The sequence below is a fragment of the Streptomyces sp. NPDC006739 genome, from assembly GCF_042869815.1.
Lineage (GTDB): Bacteria > Actinomycetota > Actinomycetes > Streptomycetales > Streptomycetaceae > Streptomyces.
This window is the reverse complement of the sequence record NZ_JBIAGM010000002.1, coordinates 677344-697306: the sequence shown is the minus strand read 5'-3', so window position 1 is coordinate 697306 and position 19963 is coordinate 677344. Positions and strand designations below refer to the sequence as shown.

Here is a 19963-nt window from a genome sequence, read left to right as displayed (position 1 = left end):
CCCGCGTACTGGATGTACTCGGGTGATGCGACAACGCGGCGAGGCGCCGTGCCGGGCGTCGCGAGCCGGTGAACCTTTCCGGTCGCAGCACTAGCCTGCCCGCCGAACCCGCGCTCCCCAGTGAAGGAGTCCCTCCGGTGCCTCCCGTGCCTCCCGTGCCCCGTATCGCCCTCGCCACCTACGACCCCGGAGCCGAGCCCAGCCGGGACCGCGACCTGCCCGTACTGGTGCGGGCCCTGGCGGACGCCGGGGCCGACGCGGTCGCCCTGCCCTGGGACGGCGCCGGGACCGACTGGAGCGCGTTCGACCTCGTCGTCATCCGGTCGACCTGGGACTACACCTGGCGGGCCGAGGAGTTCGTGGCGTGGGTGGAGCGGGTCGGGAAGGTGACGAGGGTCGCCAACCAGGCGGAGGTGGTGCGCTGGAACACCGACAAGCGGTATCTCGGCCATCTCGCCGAGGCCGGCGTGCCGGTCGTGCCCACCCGCTACATCGCCCCCGGTGACCCCGCCGAGCTGCCCGTCGACCACGACTTCGTCGTCAAGCCGACCTTCGGCGCGGGCGCCCGTTTCGCCGCCCGCTACACGCCCGCGGAGCGCGGGACGGCCCTGCGGCAGCTGGCGCGGATGCACGACGAGGGGCTGACCGCGATGGTGCAGCCGTACGTCAGCGGCATCGACGTCAGCGGCGAGCGGGCGCTGCAGTTCTTCGGCGGCCGGCTGCTGCACGCCAGCCGCAAGCGGGCGGTGCTGGCGCCCGGCACGGCCTACGACGCGGACAAGGTGGCCCACCCGGACCTGCGGCCCTGGACCCCGGCCCCGGCCGAACTCGCCGTCGCCGAGCGCGCGCTGGCCGCCGTACCGGAGGCGCCCGAGCTGCTGTACGCGCGCGTGGACCTGGTCGACGGGGAGGACGGGCGGCCCCGGGTGATGGAGCTGGAGCTGGTCGAGCCGAACCTCTTCCTGTTCCTGCACCCCGGCTCGGTGGGCACGGTGGCCGAGGCGATCCTGGCAGCGGCCCTCACCCCCTGACCGCCGTCCGCTGGAGCAGCCCCCAGGTGAACTCGGCCACCACCTCGTGCCGTACGCCCTGCCGGTCCGGGGCGGAGAAGGCCAGTCCCCACCGGGTGGGAGCCGTGCCCTCCAGGGGGCGGGCGGGGGCGAAGGCGCGGGCCGCCTCGTCGACCGTGCAGGACCAGGGGGTGAGGTCCTCCAGGGTGGCCAGGGCCGGGGCGGGGGCGCCCGCGGCGCGCACCAGCCACTCGTTCCAGACCGCACCCCGTGGCCCGACCAGCACCTCGAAGCGCAGGTCGGGCCACAGGGGCAGGGACCACTGCCAGGCCGCGCACTCCAGGTCGCCGATGGTGCGCCTGCCCTCGGTCTCCGGCGGCCCGAGCACCGAGCGGTATCTGGAGGACGCCGAACGGGAGCGGGACGAGCGGACCATGGCCTGCCAGTGCTTGTTGGTCTCCCGCATGTCCGCGAGGGAGGCGCCCAGCCGCCGGCGGGCTTCGTCGACCAGGTCCGGGTTGTGGTCGGCCATGCGGCGCAGCAGCACCAGCTGGAAGTCGAGAGGCATGAGGCCCATGGTGCCGCGTCCCGTTCCGGCCCACCCCGTACCCGCCCATTGCCCGGGGAACTCCTGATGACTAGCCTGTGTTCGTCATGCCGATCGTCTGTTGAAATCTCGAACACAGGCACTTAGACCCAAGGGAGGGGGCCGGACATGGGACGCCTCGTACCTGCCGTGACCCGGGCTCTCGACATTCTTGAGCTGTTCCTCGACGGGGACGGGTCGCTCTCCGCCCCCGACATCGTGCGCAAGCTGCAGCTGCCGCGCACCACCGTGCACGAGCTGGTCACCACGCTCGCCGCCCGGTCGTACATCGTGCCCGTACCCGGACAGCCCGGACGTTACCGGCTCGGCGTACGTCCGTACCAGCTCGGCAGCCGGTACGCCGAGCAGCTCGACCTCGCCGCCGAGGGCCAGCAGGTGGCCCGCTCGGTCGCCGAGACCTGCGACGAGACCGTGCACGTGGCCATCCTGGAGGGCACCGACGTCATCTACATCGCCAAGGTCGACTCCACGCACGCGGTGCGCATGGTCTCCGCCGCCGGGCGCCGACTGCCCGCCCACTGCACCTCGGTGGGCAAGATGCTGCTGGCCTCGCTGCCCGGACCGGAGCTGTCCGCGCGCATCCCGGACGACGCCGAACTGGTCGCGATGACCCCCAACAGCATCACCGACCCGGGCGCCCTGCGCGAGACCCTGGCCGGCATCCGGGAGCAGGGGATCGCGGTGGAGAACCGCGAGTCCAACCCGGACGTGTCCTGCGTGGCCGCCCCGGTCCGCGACCGCACCGGCCAGGTGGTGGCGGCGCTGTCCATCTCCGTCCCCATGATCCGCTGGAGCGACGAGCGCCGCATCGAGCTGGAGCAGCTGGCCGTCAAGGGCGCGGCCGAGCTGTCGGAGCGCCTCGGCCACCGGAGCGTGGCATGACGACGGTGTACGAGGTCGCGGTACGGGCCGAGGCGACGCTCGGGGAGGGGCCGACCTGGGACGCGACGGCCGGCCACCTGATCTGGATCGACATCCTGGGCTCGCGGGTGCACACCTACCACCCCTCGTCCGGGCGGCGCACGGTCCGCACCACGGAGCAGCACGTCGGTGCCGTCAAGCCCCGGGCCGGCGGGGGCCTGGTGCTCAACCTCCGGGACGGCGTGGGTCTGCTCGACCCGGACGGCGCCTTCCGCTGGCTGCACCACGAGCCGGTGCCCGGCCGCCGGGCCAACGACGCGGCGGTGGCGCCGGACGGCTCGCTGTGGGCCGGCACCATGCGCTACGACGAGGCGGCCGGGGGCGGCACGCTGACCCGCCTCACGGGGGACGGCACCGTGACGACGGTCCTGCCGGACGTGACCGTGAGCAACGGCACGGGCTGGAGCCCGGACGGCGCGCTGATGTACTACGTGGACACCCCCACGCGCCGGATCGACGTCTTCACCCACGACGGTGAACTGGTCGGCGACCGGCGCCCGTTCGCGGTGATCGAGGAGGCCGCGGGCTTCCCCGACGGGCTCACCGTGGACGCCGACGGCTGTGTGTGGGTGGCGCTGTGGGACGGGGGCGCCGTACGGCGTTACACCCCGGCCGGCGACCTGGACCGGGTGATCGAGCTGCCCACCCCGCGCACGACGGCCTGCGCCTTCGGTGGCCCCGGCCTGGGGGACCTGTACGTGACGACCGCGCGTGTCGGACTGGACCGGCCGGACCCGTTCGCGGGCTCGGTGCTGGTGGTGCCGGGGGCGGGCAAGGGCCTGACCCAGCCGGCGTTCGCGGGCTGAGAGCGCCATGGGCGGCGGGCCGCTACAGGCCCGCCGCCTTCAGCTCCTCCGCCGTCAACGGCGGTCCCCCCAGCGCCGGCCGCAGCGGCCCCACCGCCGCGGCCAGCAGCACGCTCGGCGCCAGCAGCACCGTCGCCCCCCGCTCCAACGACGTCACATCGGTCACCCGGCGGGCGATACGGCCGTTGCCGGTGGCGGTGTGCATCAGTCGCCGCACGTAGGCCGCGGTCACCCGTTCGCGGAGCGTGGGGCCGGCGTCGGTCGCACCCGGGTAGAAGACGTCCACCCCGGTCGACAGGTCCCACGCCCCCTGCACCCGCCGGCCCACCTCCCTCTGGAGGAGCCGGGCCAGACCGGCCGACCGGAGTCCGTGCCGTCGTAGGACCTCACGCAGCGCCAGCGCCGACTGCGCCGCCACCGACATCCCGTGCCCGTACACCGGGTTCAGCGCGCACACCGCGTCCCCCACCACCACGAATCCGTCCGGCCACACCGGCATCCGCTCGTAGAAGTGGCGGCGGTTGGTGGTGGTCCTGGTGTACGACACCCCGCTCAGCGGTTCCGCGTTCGCCAGCAGCTCGGCGATGACCGGATGGCTCAGCTCCTCCCTCGCGTAGCGGAGGAAGTCGTCGGCGTCGGTGGTGGGTTCACCGCCCCGGCTGCCGTGCAGCGTGACCATCCACCTGCCGTCCTCTATCGGCATCAGCACACCGCCCCGCCCGGGCCGCCCGCTGCGCGGGTCCGCCTGCACGTTGACGATCGGGAAGCCGTCCCGTGCCTGGTCCGGCGCCCGGAACAGCCGGCTCGCGTACGCCACCCCGGAGTTGACCTCCCGGCGCAGCGGGGCGGCCAGCCCCAGCCCGGTCAGCCACCGTGGCGCACGGGAGGCACGCCCCGTGGCGTCGACCACCAGGGCGGCCGGCAGCGTGCGCTCCGAGCCGTCCTCGGCGCGGATCCGCACGCCGGTCACCGCCGCCTGCGTACCGACCAGGGCGCACGCGTCGGCCCGCTCCACCAACTCGATCCGTCCGTCGGCCAGCACCTGCTCGCGCACCACCCAGTCCAGCAGGTCCCGGCTGGACGGCAGCACGAACGCCGACTCGTCCCAGCGCCGGAACCAGCCCTGCGGCGACAGCGCCACCATGTCCGTGGTCACCGGAAGCCGCCGCACCCCGGCCGCCAGCAGCCGGCCGGTCACCCCCGGCACCAGCTCCTCCAGCGCCCGCGCGCCCCCCGACCACAACTGGTGCACGTGCCGGGCCTGCGGCAGCCCCTTGCGCGGCTGCGGCCCGGCGGGCAGCGCGTCCCGCTCGACGACCACCACCCGCTCGACCGAGGACGCCAGGGCGCGGGCCGTGAGCAGGCCGGCGAGGGAGCCGCCGAGGACGACGGCGGTGGCTCGGGGATCAGTCATGTACGGCAACGCTCTCTGCTGGGGCGGCCGCACGCGCGCGTACCGCCTCGATCTCGTCGGGGTGGCGGAACGCTCGGGACACGGCCCCGATCTCCTGGAGCAGGTGGGTGGTGTCGGGCCCGTCGGAGGTCTCGGCCCGCTCGGGGTGGCGGGCCCTGCCGTCGATGGCGTCCAGGATGGACACGGCGGCGGCCAGCGCCCGGGCCCGCTCCGGCGGGTGGCCGAGCGCGAGCGCGGCGTCGTACGACCGCGCCCCCAGGCCGGTGTCGAGGTGCCGGGCCAGGGGCAGCAGCACGTCCCGGATGAACGTCTCGCGCCGGGTCAGCCGCAGCTCCGGCGTGGCCCGCAGCACGAAGGGGACGCCGTCGCCGCTCGTGTTCCGCAGCAGCTGGTACAGCGGCCGCAGTTCCCGGTGGGCGAGCCGGACCCGCCAGCGGTCGTGCAGATACTGGCCGGCGTGCGGCAGGATGAAGCCGACCGCGATCAGGATGGCGGAGACGGCGGCGACGGGCGGGGCCAGGTCGGTGCTCAGCCAGTCGAGGTCGCGGCCGCTCCAGCGGGCGGTGACGGCGGCCAGCTTGGACGCGTCGAAGATCAGGTTCAGCACGTAGCCGACGCCCAGCAGCCGCAGCCCCCAGCGCAGCCAGGCGTCCAGCAGCCCGGTGCGGGCCCAGTTCCAGATCAGCCGGGAGGTGATGAGACAGGCCACCGCGTGCGCGAGGAGGTAGAGCAGGATCTCCTCACGCATGAACGGGGTGGTGGCGTAGTACGTGTCCAGGTCCCGCAGCCGCTCCACGGGCGCGTCGGCGAGCGCGAACAGCACCCACAGGGCGACGATCACCCCGGAGTAGACGGCGACGACCCGGCGCATCGCCCGGCGGGTGGTGGCCGAGCGGTCGGACAGACCGTTGCGCCAGGCGATGATCAGCAGCAGACAGGAGCCGCAGAACGCGGTGAGCAGCGAGTAGCACCAGGGCGCCGAGATGTTGGGCACCCCGACGAGCCGGTTGACCAGGGCGATCGTGGACGGACTGCAGAACACGAAGACCCCGCAGGCGAGCAGCAGCAGCCCGCCGACCGCGCGCAGCAGCGGGTCCCGCCACAGCCGGATGATGGTGGGCAGCTTGATCACCAGGGCGGCGGTGAGCACCGCTGTCGGGATCCAGAACGAGATGTAGAACTCGCTGAGGAAGTCCGAGGGGCCATCCGCGGAGTTCAGCGCCAGCCGGATCACCGTGTGGCTCCTCCACGGCCGCGGTAGCCGAGCGACCGCTGCATGGGGTCGAGGGGGGCGTCCGGGCCCGGGCCCGCCGCCGAGACGTACGGCCGGAACGCGGTGGCCAGCCGGTGGCCGAAGTCGTCCGCCTCGGCCTCGTCGGCCTCCCGGGAGCCGTTGCGGGCGGCCACCGTCAGGGCCGTGTCCCGCCAGCCCGGTGTGTCCGCCAGGGCGCGGGCGGCCGCCGCCCCGGCCCGGTGGTGGTGCCGGTGCCCGGAGTGCAGATGCCACAGCTCATGGCCCAGGATGACCAGTTGCTGCACCGCCTCGGCCCGCTCCTCCACGATCACCAGGTCGAAGTCCTGGAACTCGACCCACAGACCGGTCACTTCGATCTCGTCCGGGAAGCGCTCGAACCGCAGCTCCACCGGCCGCCCGGCCCGCCGCACGCTCATCTCCTCGCACAGCGCCCGGCACAGCTCCCGTACGTCCGCCGGTGCCTGGGGCCTGGCGCGGACGGCGGCGGCGAGGTCGGCGGCGAGGCCGCGCATCGCCGAGCCGGGCCGAAAGCGCCGGAACGCGCCCGCGAAGTCCATCGCTCCCCCTTCTCGCGGCCATCGGCGGCCCGTCCGAGATTACGCGCCCGGATGTGTCCGCGTCATGCGATCCGGCGACCGTCGTTCAACCGGAAACGATCACCCTCATGACCGGTTCGGGTCCACCCCTTGACGTGCGAGCGCTCCGATCCTACGGTCCCGTTCGAAGTTACGGGCGCTATTCGATATCGCGAACGCGACCCGGGCCCGGCCGGCAGCCATCGAAAGGACCCCATGAGCACGCGCACCGCCCGCTTCACGCTCGACCCCGCCTTCACCGTCGGCCGGGTCGACCCCCGGCTGTTCGGCTCCTTCGTCGAACACCTCGGCCGCTGCGTCTACACCGGTGTCTTCGAGCCGGGCCACCCCGCTGCCGACGACCAGGGCCTGCGGACCGACGTACTCGAACTGGTGCGGGAACTCGGCGTCACCACCATCCGCTACCCCGGCGGCAACTTCGTCTCCGGCTACAAGTGGGAGGACTCCGTCGGCCCGGTGGAGGACCGCCCCCGCCGCCTCGACCTCGCCTGGCACTCCACCGAGACCAACCGCTTCGGCCTCTCCGAGTACATCGCCTTCCTGAGGAAGATCGGCCCCCAGGCCGAGCCCATGATGGCGGTGAACCTCGGCACCCGGGGCGTCGCCGAGGCCCTGGAACTCCAGGAGTACGCCAACCACCCCGCCGGCACCGCCCTGTCCGACCTGCGCGCCGCCCACGGCGACAAGGACCCCTTCGACATCCGCCTGTGGTGCCTGGGCAACGAGATGGACGGCCCCTGGCAGACCGGCCACAAGACCGCCCGGGAGTACGGCCGTGCCGCCGCCGAGACGGCCCGCGCCATGCGCCAGATCGACCCGGGCGTCGAACTGGTCGCCTGCGGCTCCTCCAGCCAGTCGATGCCGACCTTCGCCGAGTGGGAGGCCACCGTCCTGGAGGAGGCGTACGAACTCGTCGACTACATCTCCCTGCACGCCTACTACGAGCCGGCCGACGGCGACCTGGACTCCTTCCTGGCCTCCGCCGTCGACATGGAGTCCTTCATCGAGAACGTGGTCGCCACCTGCGACCACGTCGGCGCCCGCCTGAAGTCCAAGAAGAAGATCAACCTCTCCTTCGACGAGTGGAACGTCTGGTACCTCTCCCGCTGGGAGGAGCACGCCCGCACCATCGACCAGCGGGACTGGCCCGAGGCGCCCCGCCTGCTGGAGGACAACTACAGCGTCACCGACGCCGTCGTCTTCGGCTCGCTCCTCATCGCCCTGCTCCGGCACGCCGACCGCGTCACCGTGGCCTGTCTGGCCCAGCTGGTCAACGTCATCGCCCCGATCCTGACCGAGCCCGGCGGGCCGGCCTGGCGGCAGACGACGTTCTTCCCGTTCGCGCAGGCCTCCCGGTACGGCCGCGGACAGGTCCTCGACGTCCGTGTGGACTCCCCGACCCACGAGACGAGGAAGTACGGCGAGACGGACCTGCTGCACGCCACCGCCGTCCGCGCCGACGACGGCACGGTCACCGTCTTCGCGGTCAACCGCGACCGGACCGGCGCCCTGCCCCTGGAAGTCGCCCTGAACGGCCTCGACCTGACCGCCGTCACCGAACACAGCGCCCTCGCGGACGCCGACCCCGACGCCCGCAACACCCTCGACGACCCGGAGCGGGTCACCCCGCACCGGGTCGAGGGCACGTCCCTGGAGGACGGCCGGCTCACCGCCGTACTGGAGCCGCTGTCCTGGAACGTGATCAGGCTGGCGTGAGCCCCGTCAGCGGCCGGGGGAGGGCACCGGGGTCACCGGTACTCCTCCGGCCGAACGGCCCAGCAGCGTCAGGCCCACCGTCCCCGGGCCCGACTGCGAGGTGAACTCGGACAGGACCGCGAGGGCCAGGGTGTTGGTGCCCCGGGTGCGCAGGATGCCGCCCGGGAGGACGAAGGTGTGCTGCGGGCCGACGTTGTTGATGTACTGGCCCATGTTCCAGCCGTTGAGGAAGATCTGCGCCCGGTAGGCGCGGTACGGGTCGTCCTGGAGCGTCAGCCCGATCGAGGCGTCGACGTCGGCCGGCACCGACAGCCGGAACGTCGTCCGGTACCAGGTCACCCCCTGCCGCCGGTCGGCACGCGGGAAGGCCGCCGGCTCCCAGTCCCGGTCGGGGAAGCCGGGCAGGTGCCAGCCCTCCCGCTCGCCGTACAGCCCGCCGTTGTTCTGCGGCCCGCGCACCGGATCCACGGCGGCCTCGCCCTGGATCCGCCAGCTCACCCGTGGGGCGGCGCCCCTGAAGGCGACCCCGGTCAGCCCGCGGGCCGTCTTGTGGGTGTCGAGCGCCTTGCCGTCCTCGTCGTGCTGCATGCGCCGGACCAGGACCGACAGCACGTGCCGGCCCTCGCCCCGCAGTGCCTCCCGCACCGGGAAGGCGGCGGTCTCGGCCCAACTGCCCTGCCGGATCGTGCCGCTGTCCGGCACCGGCATGCGGTGGGTGCCCAGCGGATCGCCGTCCAGCCACGCCATGAGCAGCCCCTGCGTACCGGTGCTGTAGGCGAGCGAGATCTCCTCGAGGCCGGTGGAGTCCGTGAACGTACCCCGGTACCAGACGTCCCCGTAGTGGAAGCCGTAGTCGTCGGCGAACAGCACCGGCTGCCCCTTCGGGACCGGTGTGACGCTGTACGACGACGTCTTCTCGGCGGCCTGCCACGCCGAGTCGTCGAAGCTCGGCCCCACCTCCGGGTTCTCGGTGCGCATCCGCCAGCCGCCCAGCGCGGGCAGCCGCACCTCGGGCACCCCGGCCAGCGGCCGGTCGGCCAGCAGGCTGGACGAGGAGGTGGGCCGTGTGGCCACCGGGCGCCCGTTCCACACCACGCTGCCGATCCCGCGCGGACCCCACACCTCCAGACCGGTCTCCTGGACGGTGTCGCCGGTCAGGCGGACCTCGCCGCCCCGCACCTCGGCGTGGCGCAGCAGCTTCGGGCCGTGGACCAGCACGGTCCCGGACGGGGTGTCGTACGGGAACAGGCGCAGGGCGGTGGGGTCGTCGGCGAAGAGCAGCAGCAGCGGGGTGTCGCTGCCGCCCTTGTCGACCAGCACCCGGGTCAGCCCGCCCAGGGGCACGTTCACCTGCAGCTCGCCCCGGTCCTCGTCGTACACCCAGGCGGCCTCGGGGTCGAGCCGCATCGCGAACGGCTCCTCCGGGCAGTCCAGCACCACCCGCGCCATCTCACCGCGCGGCCCGGCGAACACCGCGATGTCCTGCCGGCCGGCCGTGACGCACATCATGGGCTGCGCGGTGGAGTACTTCAGCTTCCGCTTGCCGAGCGGCAGTGAGGTGGTGAGCAGCCGGGCGTCCCGGGCGGGCACCGTGATCTCCAGGCCGCCGGCCCCGGTCGGCAGGGTGGAGGTGACCTCCCGCGTCCCGTCGTTGCGGGCCACGTACACATGCGCGCCGGTGTCCGGATTGGCCAGGTGGTAGACCTTCAGGCCGTCCGCCCTGACCTCCGCCGCCCGGTCCAGCTTGGCGAAGTCGGGAACGCGCTGCAGCAGATGCCCCAGCTGGTGCATCGGGGAGATCTTCTCGGTGACGTTTCGGCCCTCGTCGATGGCGGCCCCGTAGTCGTACGAGGTGTACACCACCGGCGCGGGCAGCCAGCCCCAGGAGGTCCCGCCGAAGGTCATGTAGACGTTGTGCAGGGTGATGCCGTTGGCGAGGTCGGTGAGGTAGAAGCGCCGCTCGAAGGCCGCGTCCCGGGTCCGCCGCGACTCGGCGTACCCCTTGCCGCCGGACCACACCCCGCCCCAGGGGTCGAACCACCCCCCGCCGGACTCCGGCATGAAACCGGGCGTACGAGGACTGGCCGTGGCACCCCCGTGGGCCCCGCCGGGCCCGAAGTGCCCCCAGTCCGGCGGAACTTGGGAAGGCGACGGATACCCGTCGAACCCGTACAGCCACCCGTCGCCCCGGTCACCGCCCCCGGTGTCGAACGAGCCCGGGACCCAGTACCCGTTGCGCCCCTTGTCGTTGTGGAACAGGGGCACGTCGATCCCGTCCCCGCGCACCTTCGCGTACAGGTGGGACATGTACGCCCGGCCGGTCGCCTCCCCGACATGGGAGTCGTACTCGTTCTCGATCTGGTAGAGCAGGACGGTCCCCGTGCCCCGGGTGAACAGATGGTGGGCGATGATCCGGTCGACGGCCGACAGCCACTCGTCGACGTGCGCCAGATAGGCGGGGTCGGCGGTGCGGGCCGTCCCCTCCGTGGCCGTGAGCCAGCCCGGGAAGCCGCCGGCGTCGATCTCGGCGTTGATGTAGGGGCCGGGGCGGACGATGACGTACAGCCCGGTCTCGGCGGCCGTGCGCAGGAACAGGTCCAGGTCCCGGACACCGGTGAAGTCGTACCGGCCGGGGGCGGGGGAGTGGTAGTTCCAGGACACGTAGATGCTGACCGTGTTGTAGCCGTGCGCCCGCATCTTCTGCAGCACGTCCCGCCACAGCGACGGGCTGGGCAGCCGGAACGGATGCATCTCCCCGGACCACACGACCAGCCGTCTGCCGTCGACGAGCAGCGAGTAACGGTCGTACCCGATCGTGTGCCGCCGCCCGTCGGCACCGGGCGGGGCCGGCGCGGGGCCGGTGGGCACGCTGTGGGCCGCGTACGCCGACGGCGCCCCGGGGCCGTCGCTGCCGCCGAGGGCGAGGCCGAGCGCGGCCGAGCCGGCCAGGGCACTGAAGTTACGTCTGCTGAGCGCCAAGGGATCCTCCCGGGCGATCTTATGGGGCGCGGGCGGGGCCATTCTCCACCGCCGCACGCCTCACAATGGACGCATGAGGATCTCGGCGCGGGCGGACTACGCGGTACGGGCGGTGCTCGAACTGGCCGTACGACAGGGGGACACCCCGGTGAAGGCGGAGGAGATCGCCGCCGTGCAGGACATCCCGCACAAGTTCCTGGAGGGGATCCTGGGCGACCTCAGGCGCGGCGGGATCGTGGACAGCCGGCGGGGCGGGGGCGGTGGCTACCGGCTGGCGCGGGAGGCTGCGGCCGTCACCGTGGCCGACGTGATCCGCGCGGTGGACGGCCCGATCGTGTCGGTGCGGGGCGAACGGCCGACGGGCCTGGAGTACACGGGGACGGCACAGCCGCTGCTGCCTCTCTGGATCGCCCTGCGCGCCAATGTGCGCAAGATCCTGGAGGGCGTGACGCTCGCGGACATCGCGGCGGACGCCCTGCCGGATCCGGTACGGGAGCTGGCGGCCGATCCGGCCGCGTGGGAGAACCCCTGAACGACGGTGCTCCCCGGCCCCCGGCGCTGTGAAAAGCGCGATTGTGAATGGCCGGAGTTCACCCTGCCCGTGTCGTGGCCGGGTTCCTACGATGCGGAACGCCTCCGGCCTTCACAGGTTTCGCACAACTTCTCCAAAGGCCGGTGGCGTCCCACCCCCCACTCGACGACCGGGAGAACCCATGCCAGGCGGCCTGCTCCTGAGCGGCGCGATAGCCGCGCTCCTCACCTCCGCGCTCCCTGCCCATCCCTCCTCCTCCCCGGTGGTGGACAACCCGCCCCCGGACAAGATCGTCATCGATGTCGCCACGGTGAACGGCTCCGGCTGCCCGCAGGGCACCGCCGCCGTCGCCGTCTCCCCGGACAACACGGCGTTCACCGTGACCTACAGCGACTACCTCGCCCAGGCCGGCGGCAACTCCGACCCGACCTGGTTCCGCAAGAACTGCCAGCTCAACCTGATCGTCCACGTCCCGCAGGGCTTCACCTACGCCATCGCCAGCGCCGACTACCGGGGCTTCCTCTCCCTGCAGCCCGGGGCGAGCGGCACGCAGAAGGCGTCGTACTACTTCCAGGGCTCGTCGAACACGGCCGCGAAGACCCACCCGTTCACCGGCCCCTACAACGACGACTGGGAGGCCACGGACAGCACCGAGGTGGCCCAACTGGTGTGGGCTCCGTGCGGGGTGCTGCGCAACTTCAACATCAACACGGAGCTGCGGGTGAGCGCGGGCAGCACCGCGCCGGGAAAGGTCAGCTTCATGACGATGGACTCCACGGACGGAAACATCAGCACCACGTACCACATGGCGTGGAAGGAGTGTCCCAGCTCCTGAAACCGCGCTCCGGTCCGCTCCCCGGGAGGAGGCGGGCCGGAGCCGTACGCTTCGGGACGCCTCGTCCTGACTAGCCGGCCGCCTGGCCCATGCCGGCCGCGCTCGGCCAGCTCTGGGCGTTGGGCCAGCCGGTCGCCGGGGCCGGGGTGAGGGCCGGGGCGGCGGGTGCCGGGGCGGTCATGCCCCGTACCTGGGCCGCCGTAAGGCCTCCACGGGCCGGGACGCCCGGCGGGGTGGGCCCGGTCGCCGCGGCCGCCGGTGCCGGTACGGGAGCCGGGGCGGGGAACGGCGACGCGGATGGCGGCGGCATCGGCACGGGCACCGGCGCGGGCGGCGCGGTCATCGGCATCTGCGGCATCTGCGGCATCTGCGGAGGCAGCGACTGCGGTATCGGCTGCGGCATCGGCTGAGCGGGCGGGGCCATCGCCGCCGGAGCCATGGGAGCCATCGGAGTCATCGGAGCCATGGGAGTCATCGCGGGGACGGGGGCCATCGCGGGCATGGGCGCCATGGGCGCCATGGGCGCCATGGGGGCCATCCCCTTCGGGGCCACCGGCTGTGGCACGGCCGGGGTTCTCATCTGCGCCGCCGCCGGCAACGGCATCCCGCCGGCGGCCGGGGGCGCGGCGGCGGGGAGCGGCATGCCGGTGCCGGCGGCCGGCCCCGGGGCGGGACCGGTGCCGAGGGCCTGTGCGGCGAGGCCCAGCATTCCGGCCCCGTTGGTCTCGCTCACCAGCCGGTCCACGGCCGCCGTACCCGAGCTGTAGTTGGTCCCTGTCCCCAGCTCGGGCACGGCGGCTCCCCTCCTGGTCCCGTAGAGCACCTGTTCCAGGCCGGACACCAGGCGACGCACGTCGACCTGGGGGCGCACCACGAGACGCAGGAAGCGGCTGGACGAACCGATCTTGTTGCCGCACTCACGGACCAGGATCCGGTGCTCGGTGAGCATCCGGTCCCGGACCACGGTGCCTTCGGCGCCGACGGGGAGGCGAACGAAGAGGAAGTTCCCCTGCGAGGGGTAGACCGTCAGGCCGGGCAGCGCGGACAGCTGGCTGGCCATGTCGAGACGGTCCCGGCGGACCTGCTGGAGGCTCTGCGCGTACTCGGCGCCGTGCTCCTTGAGCATGAACACCACGTGCTCGGCGAAGGCGTTGAGGTTCCACTTGGGGAGCATGGAGCGGATACGGCCCGCCAGGGCGGGGTTCGCCACCAGGTAGCCGAACCGGACGCCGTGCAGGCCGAAGTTCTTGCCGAGGCTGCGCAGCACGACGACGTTCGGGCGGAGCATCGCCTCCTGGACCACGCTCGGCTCCGTCTCCGCGTCCGCGAACTCCAGGAACGACTCGTCGACCACCACCAGGTCGAGGTCGGCCATCGCGTCCATGAACTGCACGACCGACTGGCGGCGCAGATAGCCGCCGTCGGGATTGTTCGGGTTGCAGATGACGGCGACCCGGGTGCCGCGCGCGCGGATGAACTCCGCGTACTGCGCGAGGTCCAGCGCGAAGCCCGCCGACTCCTGGAGCGGGAACATGTCGACCCGCTTGCCGGTCTCCATCGGCTGGTCCGTCCAGCGGCCGAAGGTGGGCACCGGGACGGCGAGGGACTCGCGGACCAGGAGGTGGTCGATCCAGGTGATCAGCTCGGTCGAGCCGTTGCCCATCGCCACGCACTGCGGGGGCAGCTGGAGGAGGTCGCACAGTTCGGCGGTGATGGTGTCGGCGCTGCTCGGGTAGTACGTGATGATGTCCCGCAGCCTTGCCGCCATCTCCTCGAACATCGCCGGGGTGGGGAAGTAGGGGTTGCAGGGAACGCAGAAGTCCACCGGGCCCGACCCGTCGCCCTCGCGTGCCAGCGCCGCCATGGAGGGGCTGTTCGCCGCCGTGTTGCGGAACAACGAGGTGACGTTGTCAGGCAAGGAGACCTCCGACTATGGGTGGCCCGCGCGGGGGAGCACGGGCCACCCATGAGTACGGAGGCCGGAGTCGCCGTGTTCAACTCGTCGTTCGACTCATCCGAGAAAGGGTGCCTTCACAGGTTTGGGATCAGGTTGGTGACCAGGCCCGGCACCGTGGCGTCACGCGCTGAACTTGTGGACCGTCGTCGTGCGGTACGTGTGCCCGGGGCGCAGCACCGTCGACGGGAAGTTCGCGTGGTTCGGCGAGTCCGGGAAGTGCTGGGTCTCCAGGCAGAGGCCGTCGCCCTGGCGGTAGGTGTGGCCGGAGGGGCCGACCAGGGTGCCGTCGAGGAAGTTGCCCGAGTAGAACTGCACGCCCGGCTGGTCGGTGAAGATCTTCAGGGTGCGGCCGGACTCGGGGTCGCGCAGGGTCGCCATGTGCTCCGGCTTCGCCGTCACACCCTTGTCGAGGACGAAGTTGTGGTCGTAGCCCTTGGCCGTGACCAGCTGGGGGTGCCCGGTGCGGATGTCCCGGCCGATCGGCTTGGGCCGGGCGAAGTCGAACGGGGTGCCGGCCACCTTCGCCAGCTCGCCGGTCGGGATCAGCCCCTTGTCGGTGGGGGTGAACCGGCCGGCGGCGAGCCACAGTTCGTGGTCGTAGATGCTGCCGGTGCCCTCGCCCGCCAGGTTGTAGTAGGTGTGGTTGGTGAGGTTGACGATCGTCGGCTTGTCGGTGGTGGCCTCGTAGTCGATCCGCCAGTCGCCGTGCCGGGTGAGGGTGAAGGTGACCTTGGTCTTCAGCGTGCCGGGGTAGCCCATCTCGCCGTCGACGCTGGTGTAGTGCAGGTGCAGGCCGACGTTCGAGCCGGAGGTGAAGGGCTCGATGTCCCACACCTTGGTGTTGAAGCCCTTGGCGCCGCCGTGCAGGCTGTTCACGCCGTCGTTGACGTTCAGCTGGTACTTCTTGCCGTCCAGCGTGAACTGGCCCTTGGCGATGCGGTTGCCGTAGCGGCCGATGGTGGAGCCGAAGAACGTGGTGCCGGCGACGTAGGCGGCGAGGTTGTCGTAGCCGAGGGAGACGTTGGCGTACCGGCCGTGCCGGTCCGGTATCTCCAGGGACTGGATGATGCCGCCGTAGGAGAGGACCTTCAGGCGGGTGCCGCCGTTCGCCAGCGACCAGCGGTAGACCTTCGTGCCGTCGGCGAGCCTGCCGAACAGTTCCTTCACCGGCTTGCCGCCTTCCGACGCCGTGACCGCGGACGAGGACGAGCCCGAGGCGGCCTGCGCCGTACCCGCGCCGAGAGTGGTCGCGGCCATACCCGCCGCCGCGGCTCCTGCGATGACCGTACGTCTGTTCAGTTCCATGGTGCGGCTCCTGTACAGGGAGGGGCCCCGCCGTTTCCGACGGGGCCCGAGCTGACTTACGAACCGGACTTGCGCTTGTTCCACACGTCGAAGCCGACCGCGGCCAACAGGGCCAGGCCCTTGATGACCTGCTGCCAGTCGGTGCCGACGCTGAGGAGGTTCATGCCGTTGTTCAGCACGCCGAGGACGAGACCGCCGATGATGGCGCCGAGCACGGTGCCGACACCGCCGCTCATGGACGCGCCGCCGATGAACGAGGAGGCGATGGCCTCCAGCTCGAAGTTGACGCCCGCCTTCGGCGAGGCCGCGTTCAGACGGGCGGCGACCACCAGACCCGCCAGGGCCGCGAGCACGCCCATGTTCAGGAAGACGTAGAAGGTGACCTTCTTGTCCTTGACGCCGGACAGCTTGGCCGCCGGCAGGTTGCCGCCGATGGCGTAGATGTGGCGGCCGAAGATGGAGTTGCGCATGACGTAGCCGTAGCCGATCACCAGCACACCGAGGATGATCAGCACGATCGGGGCGCCGTTGTAGCTGGCGAGCAGCATCGTCAGGACGAGGATCGCGGCGACCATGGCGGTGAGCTTCAGGGCGAACAGCCGGCCCGGCAGGACGTCGAGGGCGAACTCCTGCTGCCGGCGCCGGTCGCGCACCTCCTGCCACACCACGGCGGCGATCAGCACGAGGCCGAGCAGAAGCGTGATGTTGTGGTAGTTGGTGTTCGGGCCGACCGCGGGCAGGAAGCCGTTGCCGAGCTTCTGCAGGCCGTCCGGGAACGGGCCGAGGGTCTGGCCCTTGAGGAGGATCTCCGTCAGACCCCGGAAGAGCAGCATGCCGGCGAGTGTGACGATGAACGACGGTATGCCGAAATAGGCGATGAGATAGCCCTGTACGGCACCCGCCACCGCGCCCATCAGCAGGCACAGCGCCATCGCGAGGGGCCACGCCACATGGTGGCTGACGGTCAGTACGGCCGCGAACGCGCCCACGAACGCGGTCAGCGAGCCGACCGACAGGTCGATGTGCCCGGCGATGATGATGAGCATCATGCCGATCGCGAGGATCAGGATGTAGCTGTTCTGCAGCACCAGGTTGGAGACGTTGCGGGGCAGCAGCAGGTCCCCGCCGGTCCAGACCTGGAAGAGGACCACGATCAGCCCGAGCGCGATCAGCATGCCGTACTGGCGCATGTTGCGGCGCAGGCCGCCGAGCATGATCTGCAACAGGCCCTCGCCGCCGCCGGATCCGCCCTTGCCCGGCGGTGCCGCGGCCGCGCTCTTGTCGGTGACGTCCGTGCTCATCGCGTTACCTCTTTGTCCTTCGTCATTTGACGCATCAGCACTTCCTGCGTGGCCTCGGCCCTCGGTACCTCACCGGTCAGCCGGCCCGCGGCCATCGTGTAGATGCGGTCGCACATGCCGAGCAGCTCGGGCAGCTCGGAGGAGATGAAGACGACCGCCTTGCCCTGGGCCGCGAGCTGGTCGATGACGGTGTAGATCTCGTACTTGGCGCCCACGTCGATGCCGCGCGTGGGCTCGTCCAGGATCAGCACGTCCGGACCCGCGAAGATCCACTTGCTCAGGACGACCTTCTGCTGGTTGCCGCCGGACAGCTTGCCCACCGGTTCGAAGACGGTCGGCGCCTTGATGTTCATGGACTTGCGGAAGCCCTCGGCGACCTGCCGCTCCTCGTGCTCGTCGACCACGCCCCGCTTGGCGACCTTGGCGAGCGCCGTCAGCGAGATGTTCCGGTTGATCGTGTCGATGAGGTTGAGACCGTAGTGCTTGCGGTCCTCGGTGACGTACGCGATCCCGTGCTGGACCGCCTCCGCGACGGACTTGGTCCGGATCTCGGTGCCGTCCTTGAGGACCGTGCCGGCCGCGTAACGGCCGTAGGAGCGGCCGAAGACGCTCATCGCGAGTTCGGTACGGCCGGCGCCCATCAGCCCCGCGATGCCGACGATCTCCCCCCGGCGCACGTTGATCGACACATCGTCGACCACCTTGCGCTGCTGGTCGATCGGGTGGTGCACGGTCCAGTTGCGGATCTCCAGCGCCGGGGCCACGCCCTCCTCCGGCTGGTGCGGAGTGCGCTCGGGGAAGCGGTTGTCGAGGTCGCGGCCGACCATGCCCGCGATGATCCGTTCCTCGGTGGTCTCCGCCGCCTTCACGTCGAGGGTCTCGATGGAACGGCCGTCGCGGATGATCGTCACCGAGTCGGCGACCTTGCGGATCTCGTTCAGCTTGTGGGAGATGATGATCGAGGTGATGCCCTGCCTCTTCAACTCCAGGATGAGCTCCAGGAGTTTGCCGCTGTCCTCGTCGTTCAGGGCGGCGGTCGGCTCATCCAGGATGAGCAGCTTCACCTTCTTCGAGAGCGCCTTGGCGATCTCCACCAGCTGCTGCTTGCCCACGCCGATGTCGGCGACCCGGGTCTCCGGGTGGTCGGTCAGACCGACCCGGCGCAGCAGTTCGGTGGCGTGCTTGAGCGTCTCCCGCCAGTCGATGAGCCCACGCGTGGCGTGCTCGTTGCCGAGGAAGATGTTCTCCGCGATCGAGAGGTACGGCACCAGCGCCAGCTCCTGGTGGATGATCACGATGCCGCGGTCCTCGCTGGCCCGGATGTCCTTGAAGCCGCACTCCTCTCCCTCGAAGAGGATCTCGCCCTCGTACGTGCCGTGCGGATGGACGCCGGAGAGCACCTTCATCAGGGTGGACTTGCCGGCGCCGTTCTCCCCGCAGATGGCGTGGACCTCGCCCTGACGGACCGTCAGTGTGACGTCCGACAGCGCTTTGACGCCGGGAAAGGTCTTGACGATAGAGCGCATTTCCAGGACGGGTCCCGCCATGGTCGTGCCTTCCAATCCGATTGTTTCGGTCAGGTCCGTCCGGGGTTACTTGAGGTCGGCGTCGGTGTAGTAGCCGCTCTTGACCAGGGCGTCCTCGTAGTTGGTCTTGTCCACGCTGACCGGCTGCAGCAGGAAGGCGGGCACGACCTTGGTGCCGTTGTCGTACGACTTGGTGTCGTTGACCTGCGGCTTCTTGCCGTTGAGCACGTCGTCGACCATCGTGACGGCGACCTTCGCGAGCTGACGGGTGTCCTTGTAGACGGTCTGCGTCTGCTCACCCGCGATGATCGACTTCACCGAGGCCTGCTCGGCGTCCTGGCCGGTGATGACGGGCAGCGGGTTGCTCTTGGTGCCGTAGCCGTCCGACTTCAGCGCGGAGATGATGCCGATGGAGATGCCGTCGTACGGCGAGAGCACCGCGTCGACCCGGCCGGACTTGTAGGAGGCGGTGAGGATGTCCTCCATGCGCTTCTGCGCGGTGGTGCCGTCCCAGCGCAGGGTGGTGACCTTGTCCAGCGCGGTCTGGCCGGACTTGACGACGAGTTCCTTCTTGTCGATGTACGGCTGGAGGGTCTCCATCGCACCCTTGAAGAAGTACCGGGTGTTGTTGTCGTCGTTCGAGCCCGCGAACAGCTCGATGTTGAACGGGCCCTTCTTGCCGGCGTCCAGACCGAGCTTGTGCACGATGTAGCCGCCCTGCAGCTTGCCGACCTTCTCGTTGTCGAACGAGGCGTAGTAGTCGACGTTCTTGGTGCCCAGGATCAGCCGGTCGTACGCGATGACCGGGATGTGCGCGGACGCCGCCTCCTGGGTCACGTTGTTCAGGGACTTGTTGTCGATGGCCGCGATGATCAGGCCCTTGACGCCCTGGGTGATCATGTTCTCGATCTGCGAGACCTGGGTGTCCGGGTCGTCCTCGCCGTAGACGAGCTTGGTCTTGTAGCCCTTGGCCTGGAGCTGCTTGACGATGTTGTTGCCGTCGGAGATCCAGCGCGCCGAGGACTTGGTCGGCATCGCGATGCCGATGGTCCCGCCCTTGGCGTCACCCGCCTTGGGCTTGCTGCCGCCACTGCTGTTCTGGCCACAGGCGGTCAGGGTCAGGGCGAGGGAGGCGGCGCCGGCTATCGCGGCGAGAGCGGCTCTGCGGTTGCGCATGTCATCAGTCCTTGTTCGTCTCGTCGT

The 19963-nt window shown here is 71.1% G+C and carries 16 protein-coding genes; 6 read left to right on the top strand and 10 right to left on the bottom strand.

All coding sequences use genetic code 11. The features are described from left to right. Positions 1–155: 155 nt before the first annotated feature. A complete protein-coding gene (locus tag ACFYMM_RS06600) occupies positions 156–1031 on the top strand; it encodes a RimK family alpha-L-glutamate ligase (protein WP_388384538.1) in 876 nt (291 codons plus the stop codon). On the opposite strand, the gene ACFYMM_RS06595 is transcribed toward ACFYMM_RS06600, so the two are convergent. Beyond that, complete coding sequence (locus ACFYMM_RS06595; protein WP_388384470.1) at positions 1021–1578, bottom strand: hypothetical protein; 558 nt, start codon at positions 1576–1578, stop codon at positions 1021–1023. The genes ACFYMM_RS06600 and ACFYMM_RS06595 overlap by 11 nt on opposite strands. 147 nt (positions 1579–1725) lie before the next feature. Between ACFYMM_RS06595 and ACFYMM_RS06590 the strand changes: the two genes are divergently transcribed. Both ACFYMM_RS06590 and ACFYMM_RS06585 read left to right on the top strand, forming a co-directional pair. Next, positions 1726–2499, top strand: a complete 774-nt coding sequence (locus ACFYMM_RS06590; RefSeq protein WP_388384468.1) for an IclR family transcriptional regulator — start codon at positions 1726–1728, stop codon at positions 2497–2499. After that, complete coding sequence (locus tag ACFYMM_RS06585; protein WP_388384467.1) at positions 2496–3344, top strand: SMP-30/gluconolactonase/LRE family protein; 849 nt, start codon at positions 2496–2498, stop codon at positions 3342–3344. Before ACFYMM_RS06590 ends, ACFYMM_RS06585 begins: the two co-directional genes overlap by 4 nt. A 22-nt stretch (positions 3345–3366) precedes the next feature. On the opposite strand, the gene ACFYMM_RS06580 is transcribed toward ACFYMM_RS06585, so the two are convergent. From ACFYMM_RS06580 to ACFYMM_RS06570, 3 genes are read right to left on the bottom strand one after another with little or no spacing between them, the layout of a single operon-like run. After that, positions 3367–4758, bottom strand: coding sequence for an NAD(P)/FAD-dependent oxidoreductase (locus ACFYMM_RS06580; RefSeq protein ID WP_388384465.1), 1392 nt, complete (start codon positions 4756–4758; stop codon positions 3367–3369). After that, a complete protein-coding gene (locus tag ACFYMM_RS06575; protein ID WP_388384463.1) occupies positions 4751–5992 on the bottom strand; it encodes an MAB_1171c family putative transporter in 1242 nt (413 codons plus the stop codon). Before ACFYMM_RS06575 ends, ACFYMM_RS06580 begins: the two co-directional genes overlap by 8 nt. Next, positions 5989–6570: a toxin-antitoxin system, toxin component family protein gene (locus ACFYMM_RS06570; protein ID WP_388384461.1), complete on the bottom strand. Its 582-nt coding sequence runs from the start codon at positions 6568–6570 to the stop codon at positions 5989–5991. The genes ACFYMM_RS06575 and ACFYMM_RS06570 overlap by 4 nt, the downstream gene beginning before the upstream one ends. A 234-nt stretch (positions 6571–6804) precedes the next feature. On the opposite strand from ACFYMM_RS06570, the gene ACFYMM_RS06565 reads away from it, so the two are divergent. Then, entirely contained in the window at positions 6805–8325 is a 1521-nt protein-coding gene (locus ACFYMM_RS06565; protein WP_388384459.1) for an alpha-N-arabinofuranosidase, read from the top strand. A 6-nt stretch (positions 8326–8331) separates the two neighbouring features. Here the strand turns inward: ACFYMM_RS06565 and ACFYMM_RS06560 are convergent, their stop codons facing one another. Next, complete coding sequence (locus ACFYMM_RS06560; RefSeq protein WP_388384457.1) at positions 8332–11304, bottom strand: beta-galactosidase; 2973 nt, start codon at positions 11302–11304, stop codon at positions 8332–8334. Between the two features lie 73 nt (positions 11305–11377). Between ACFYMM_RS06560 and ACFYMM_RS06555 the strand changes: the two genes are divergently transcribed. Both ACFYMM_RS06555 and ACFYMM_RS06550 read left to right on the top strand, forming a co-directional pair. Next, positions 11378–11836, top strand: coding sequence for an RrF2 family transcriptional regulator (locus tag ACFYMM_RS06555; RefSeq protein ID WP_388384455.1), 459 nt, complete (start codon positions 11378–11380; stop codon positions 11834–11836). 181 nt (positions 11837–12017) lie between these two features. Next, positions 12018–12671 (top strand): DUF4360 domain-containing protein, encoded by a 654-nt coding sequence (locus ACFYMM_RS06550; protein WP_388384454.1) that lies wholly within the window; start codon positions 12018–12020, stop codon positions 12669–12671. 70 nt (positions 12672–12741) lie between these two features. Here ACFYMM_RS06550 and ACFYMM_RS06545 read toward each other — a convergent pair whose 3' ends face one another. The 5 genes from ACFYMM_RS06545 to chvE form a co-directional block, all read right to left on the bottom strand. Next, positions 12742–14589 (bottom strand): pyridoxal phosphate-dependent aminotransferase, encoded by a 1848-nt coding sequence (locus ACFYMM_RS06545; protein ID WP_388384452.1) that lies wholly within the window; start codon positions 14587–14589, stop codon positions 12742–12744. 159 nt (positions 14590–14748) lie between these two features. Further along, positions 14749–15933, bottom strand: a complete 1185-nt coding sequence (locus tag ACFYMM_RS06540) for an aldose epimerase family protein (protein WP_388384450.1) — start codon at positions 15931–15933, stop codon at positions 14749–14751. 56 nt (positions 15934–15989) lie between these two features. After that, positions 15990–17234: a multiple monosaccharide ABC transporter permease gene (gene mmsB, locus ACFYMM_RS06535; RefSeq protein WP_388384448.1), complete on the bottom strand. Its 1245-nt coding sequence runs from the start codon at positions 17232–17234 to the stop codon at positions 15990–15992. Then, the gene (gene mmsA / locus ACFYMM_RS06530) at positions 17231–18781 is read right to left on the bottom strand and encodes a multiple monosaccharide ABC transporter ATP-binding protein (protein ID WP_388384446.1); all 1551 of its coding nucleotides are present in this window, start codon (positions 18779–18781) and stop codon (positions 17231–17233) included. The genes mmsB and mmsA overlap by 4 nt, the downstream gene beginning before the upstream one ends. A gap of 45 nt (positions 18782–18826) precedes the next feature. Then, positions 18827–19936, bottom strand: coding sequence for a multiple monosaccharide ABC transporter substrate-binding protein (chvE, locus tag ACFYMM_RS06525; protein WP_388384444.1), 1110 nt, complete (start codon positions 19934–19936; stop codon positions 18827–18829). Positions 19937–19963 lie beyond the last annotated feature (27 nt).

What these genes read in the sequence shown, in the direction of transcription:
- ACFYMM_RS06595 (WP_388384470.1), bottom strand. Translation starts at nt 1,578, where the DNA reads ATGCCTCTCGACTTCCAGCTGGTGCTGCTGCGCCGCATGGCCGACCAC.
- ACFYMM_RS06590 (WP_388384468.1), top strand. Translation starts at nt 1,726, where the DNA reads ATGGGACGCCTCGTACCTGCCGTGACCCGGGCTCTCGACATTCTTGAG.
- ACFYMM_RS06585 (WP_388384467.1), top strand. Translation starts at nt 2,496, where the DNA reads ATGACGACGGTGTACGAGGTCGCGGTACGGGCCGAGGCGACGCTCGGG.
- ACFYMM_RS06580 (WP_388384465.1), bottom strand. Translation starts at nt 4,758, where the DNA reads ATGACTGATCCCCGAGCCACCGCCGTCGTCCTCGGCGGCTCCCTCGCC.
- ACFYMM_RS06570 (WP_388384461.1), bottom strand. Translation starts at nt 6,570, where the DNA reads ATGGACTTCGCGGGCGCGTTCCGGCGCTTTCGGCCCGGCTCGGCGATG.
- ACFYMM_RS06565 (WP_388384459.1), top strand. Translation starts at nt 6,805, where the DNA reads ATGAGCACGCGCACCGCCCGCTTCACGCTCGACCCCGCCTTCACCGTC.
- ACFYMM_RS06555 (WP_388384455.1), top strand. Translation starts at nt 11,378, where the DNA reads ATGAGGATCTCGGCGCGGGCGGACTACGCGGTACGGGCGGTGCTCGAA.
- ACFYMM_RS06550 (WP_388384454.1), top strand. Translation starts at nt 12,018, where the DNA reads ATGCCAGGCGGCCTGCTCCTGAGCGGCGCGATAGCCGCGCTCCTCACC.
- ACFYMM_RS06540 (WP_388384450.1), bottom strand. Translation starts at nt 15,933, where the DNA reads ATGGAACTGAACAGACGTACGGTCATCGCAGGAGCCGCGGCGGCGGGT.
- mmsB (WP_388384448.1), bottom strand. Translation starts at nt 17,234, where the DNA reads ATGAGCACGGACGTCACCGACAAGAGCGCGGCCGCGGCACCGCCGGGC.
- mmsA (WP_388384446.1), bottom strand. Translation starts at nt 18,781, where the DNA reads ATGGCGGGACCCGTCCTGGAAATGCGCTCTATCGTCAAGACCTTTCCC.
- chvE (WP_388384444.1), bottom strand. Translation starts at nt 19,936, where the DNA reads ATGCGCAACCGCAGAGCCGCTCTCGCCGCGATAGCCGGCGCCGCCTCC.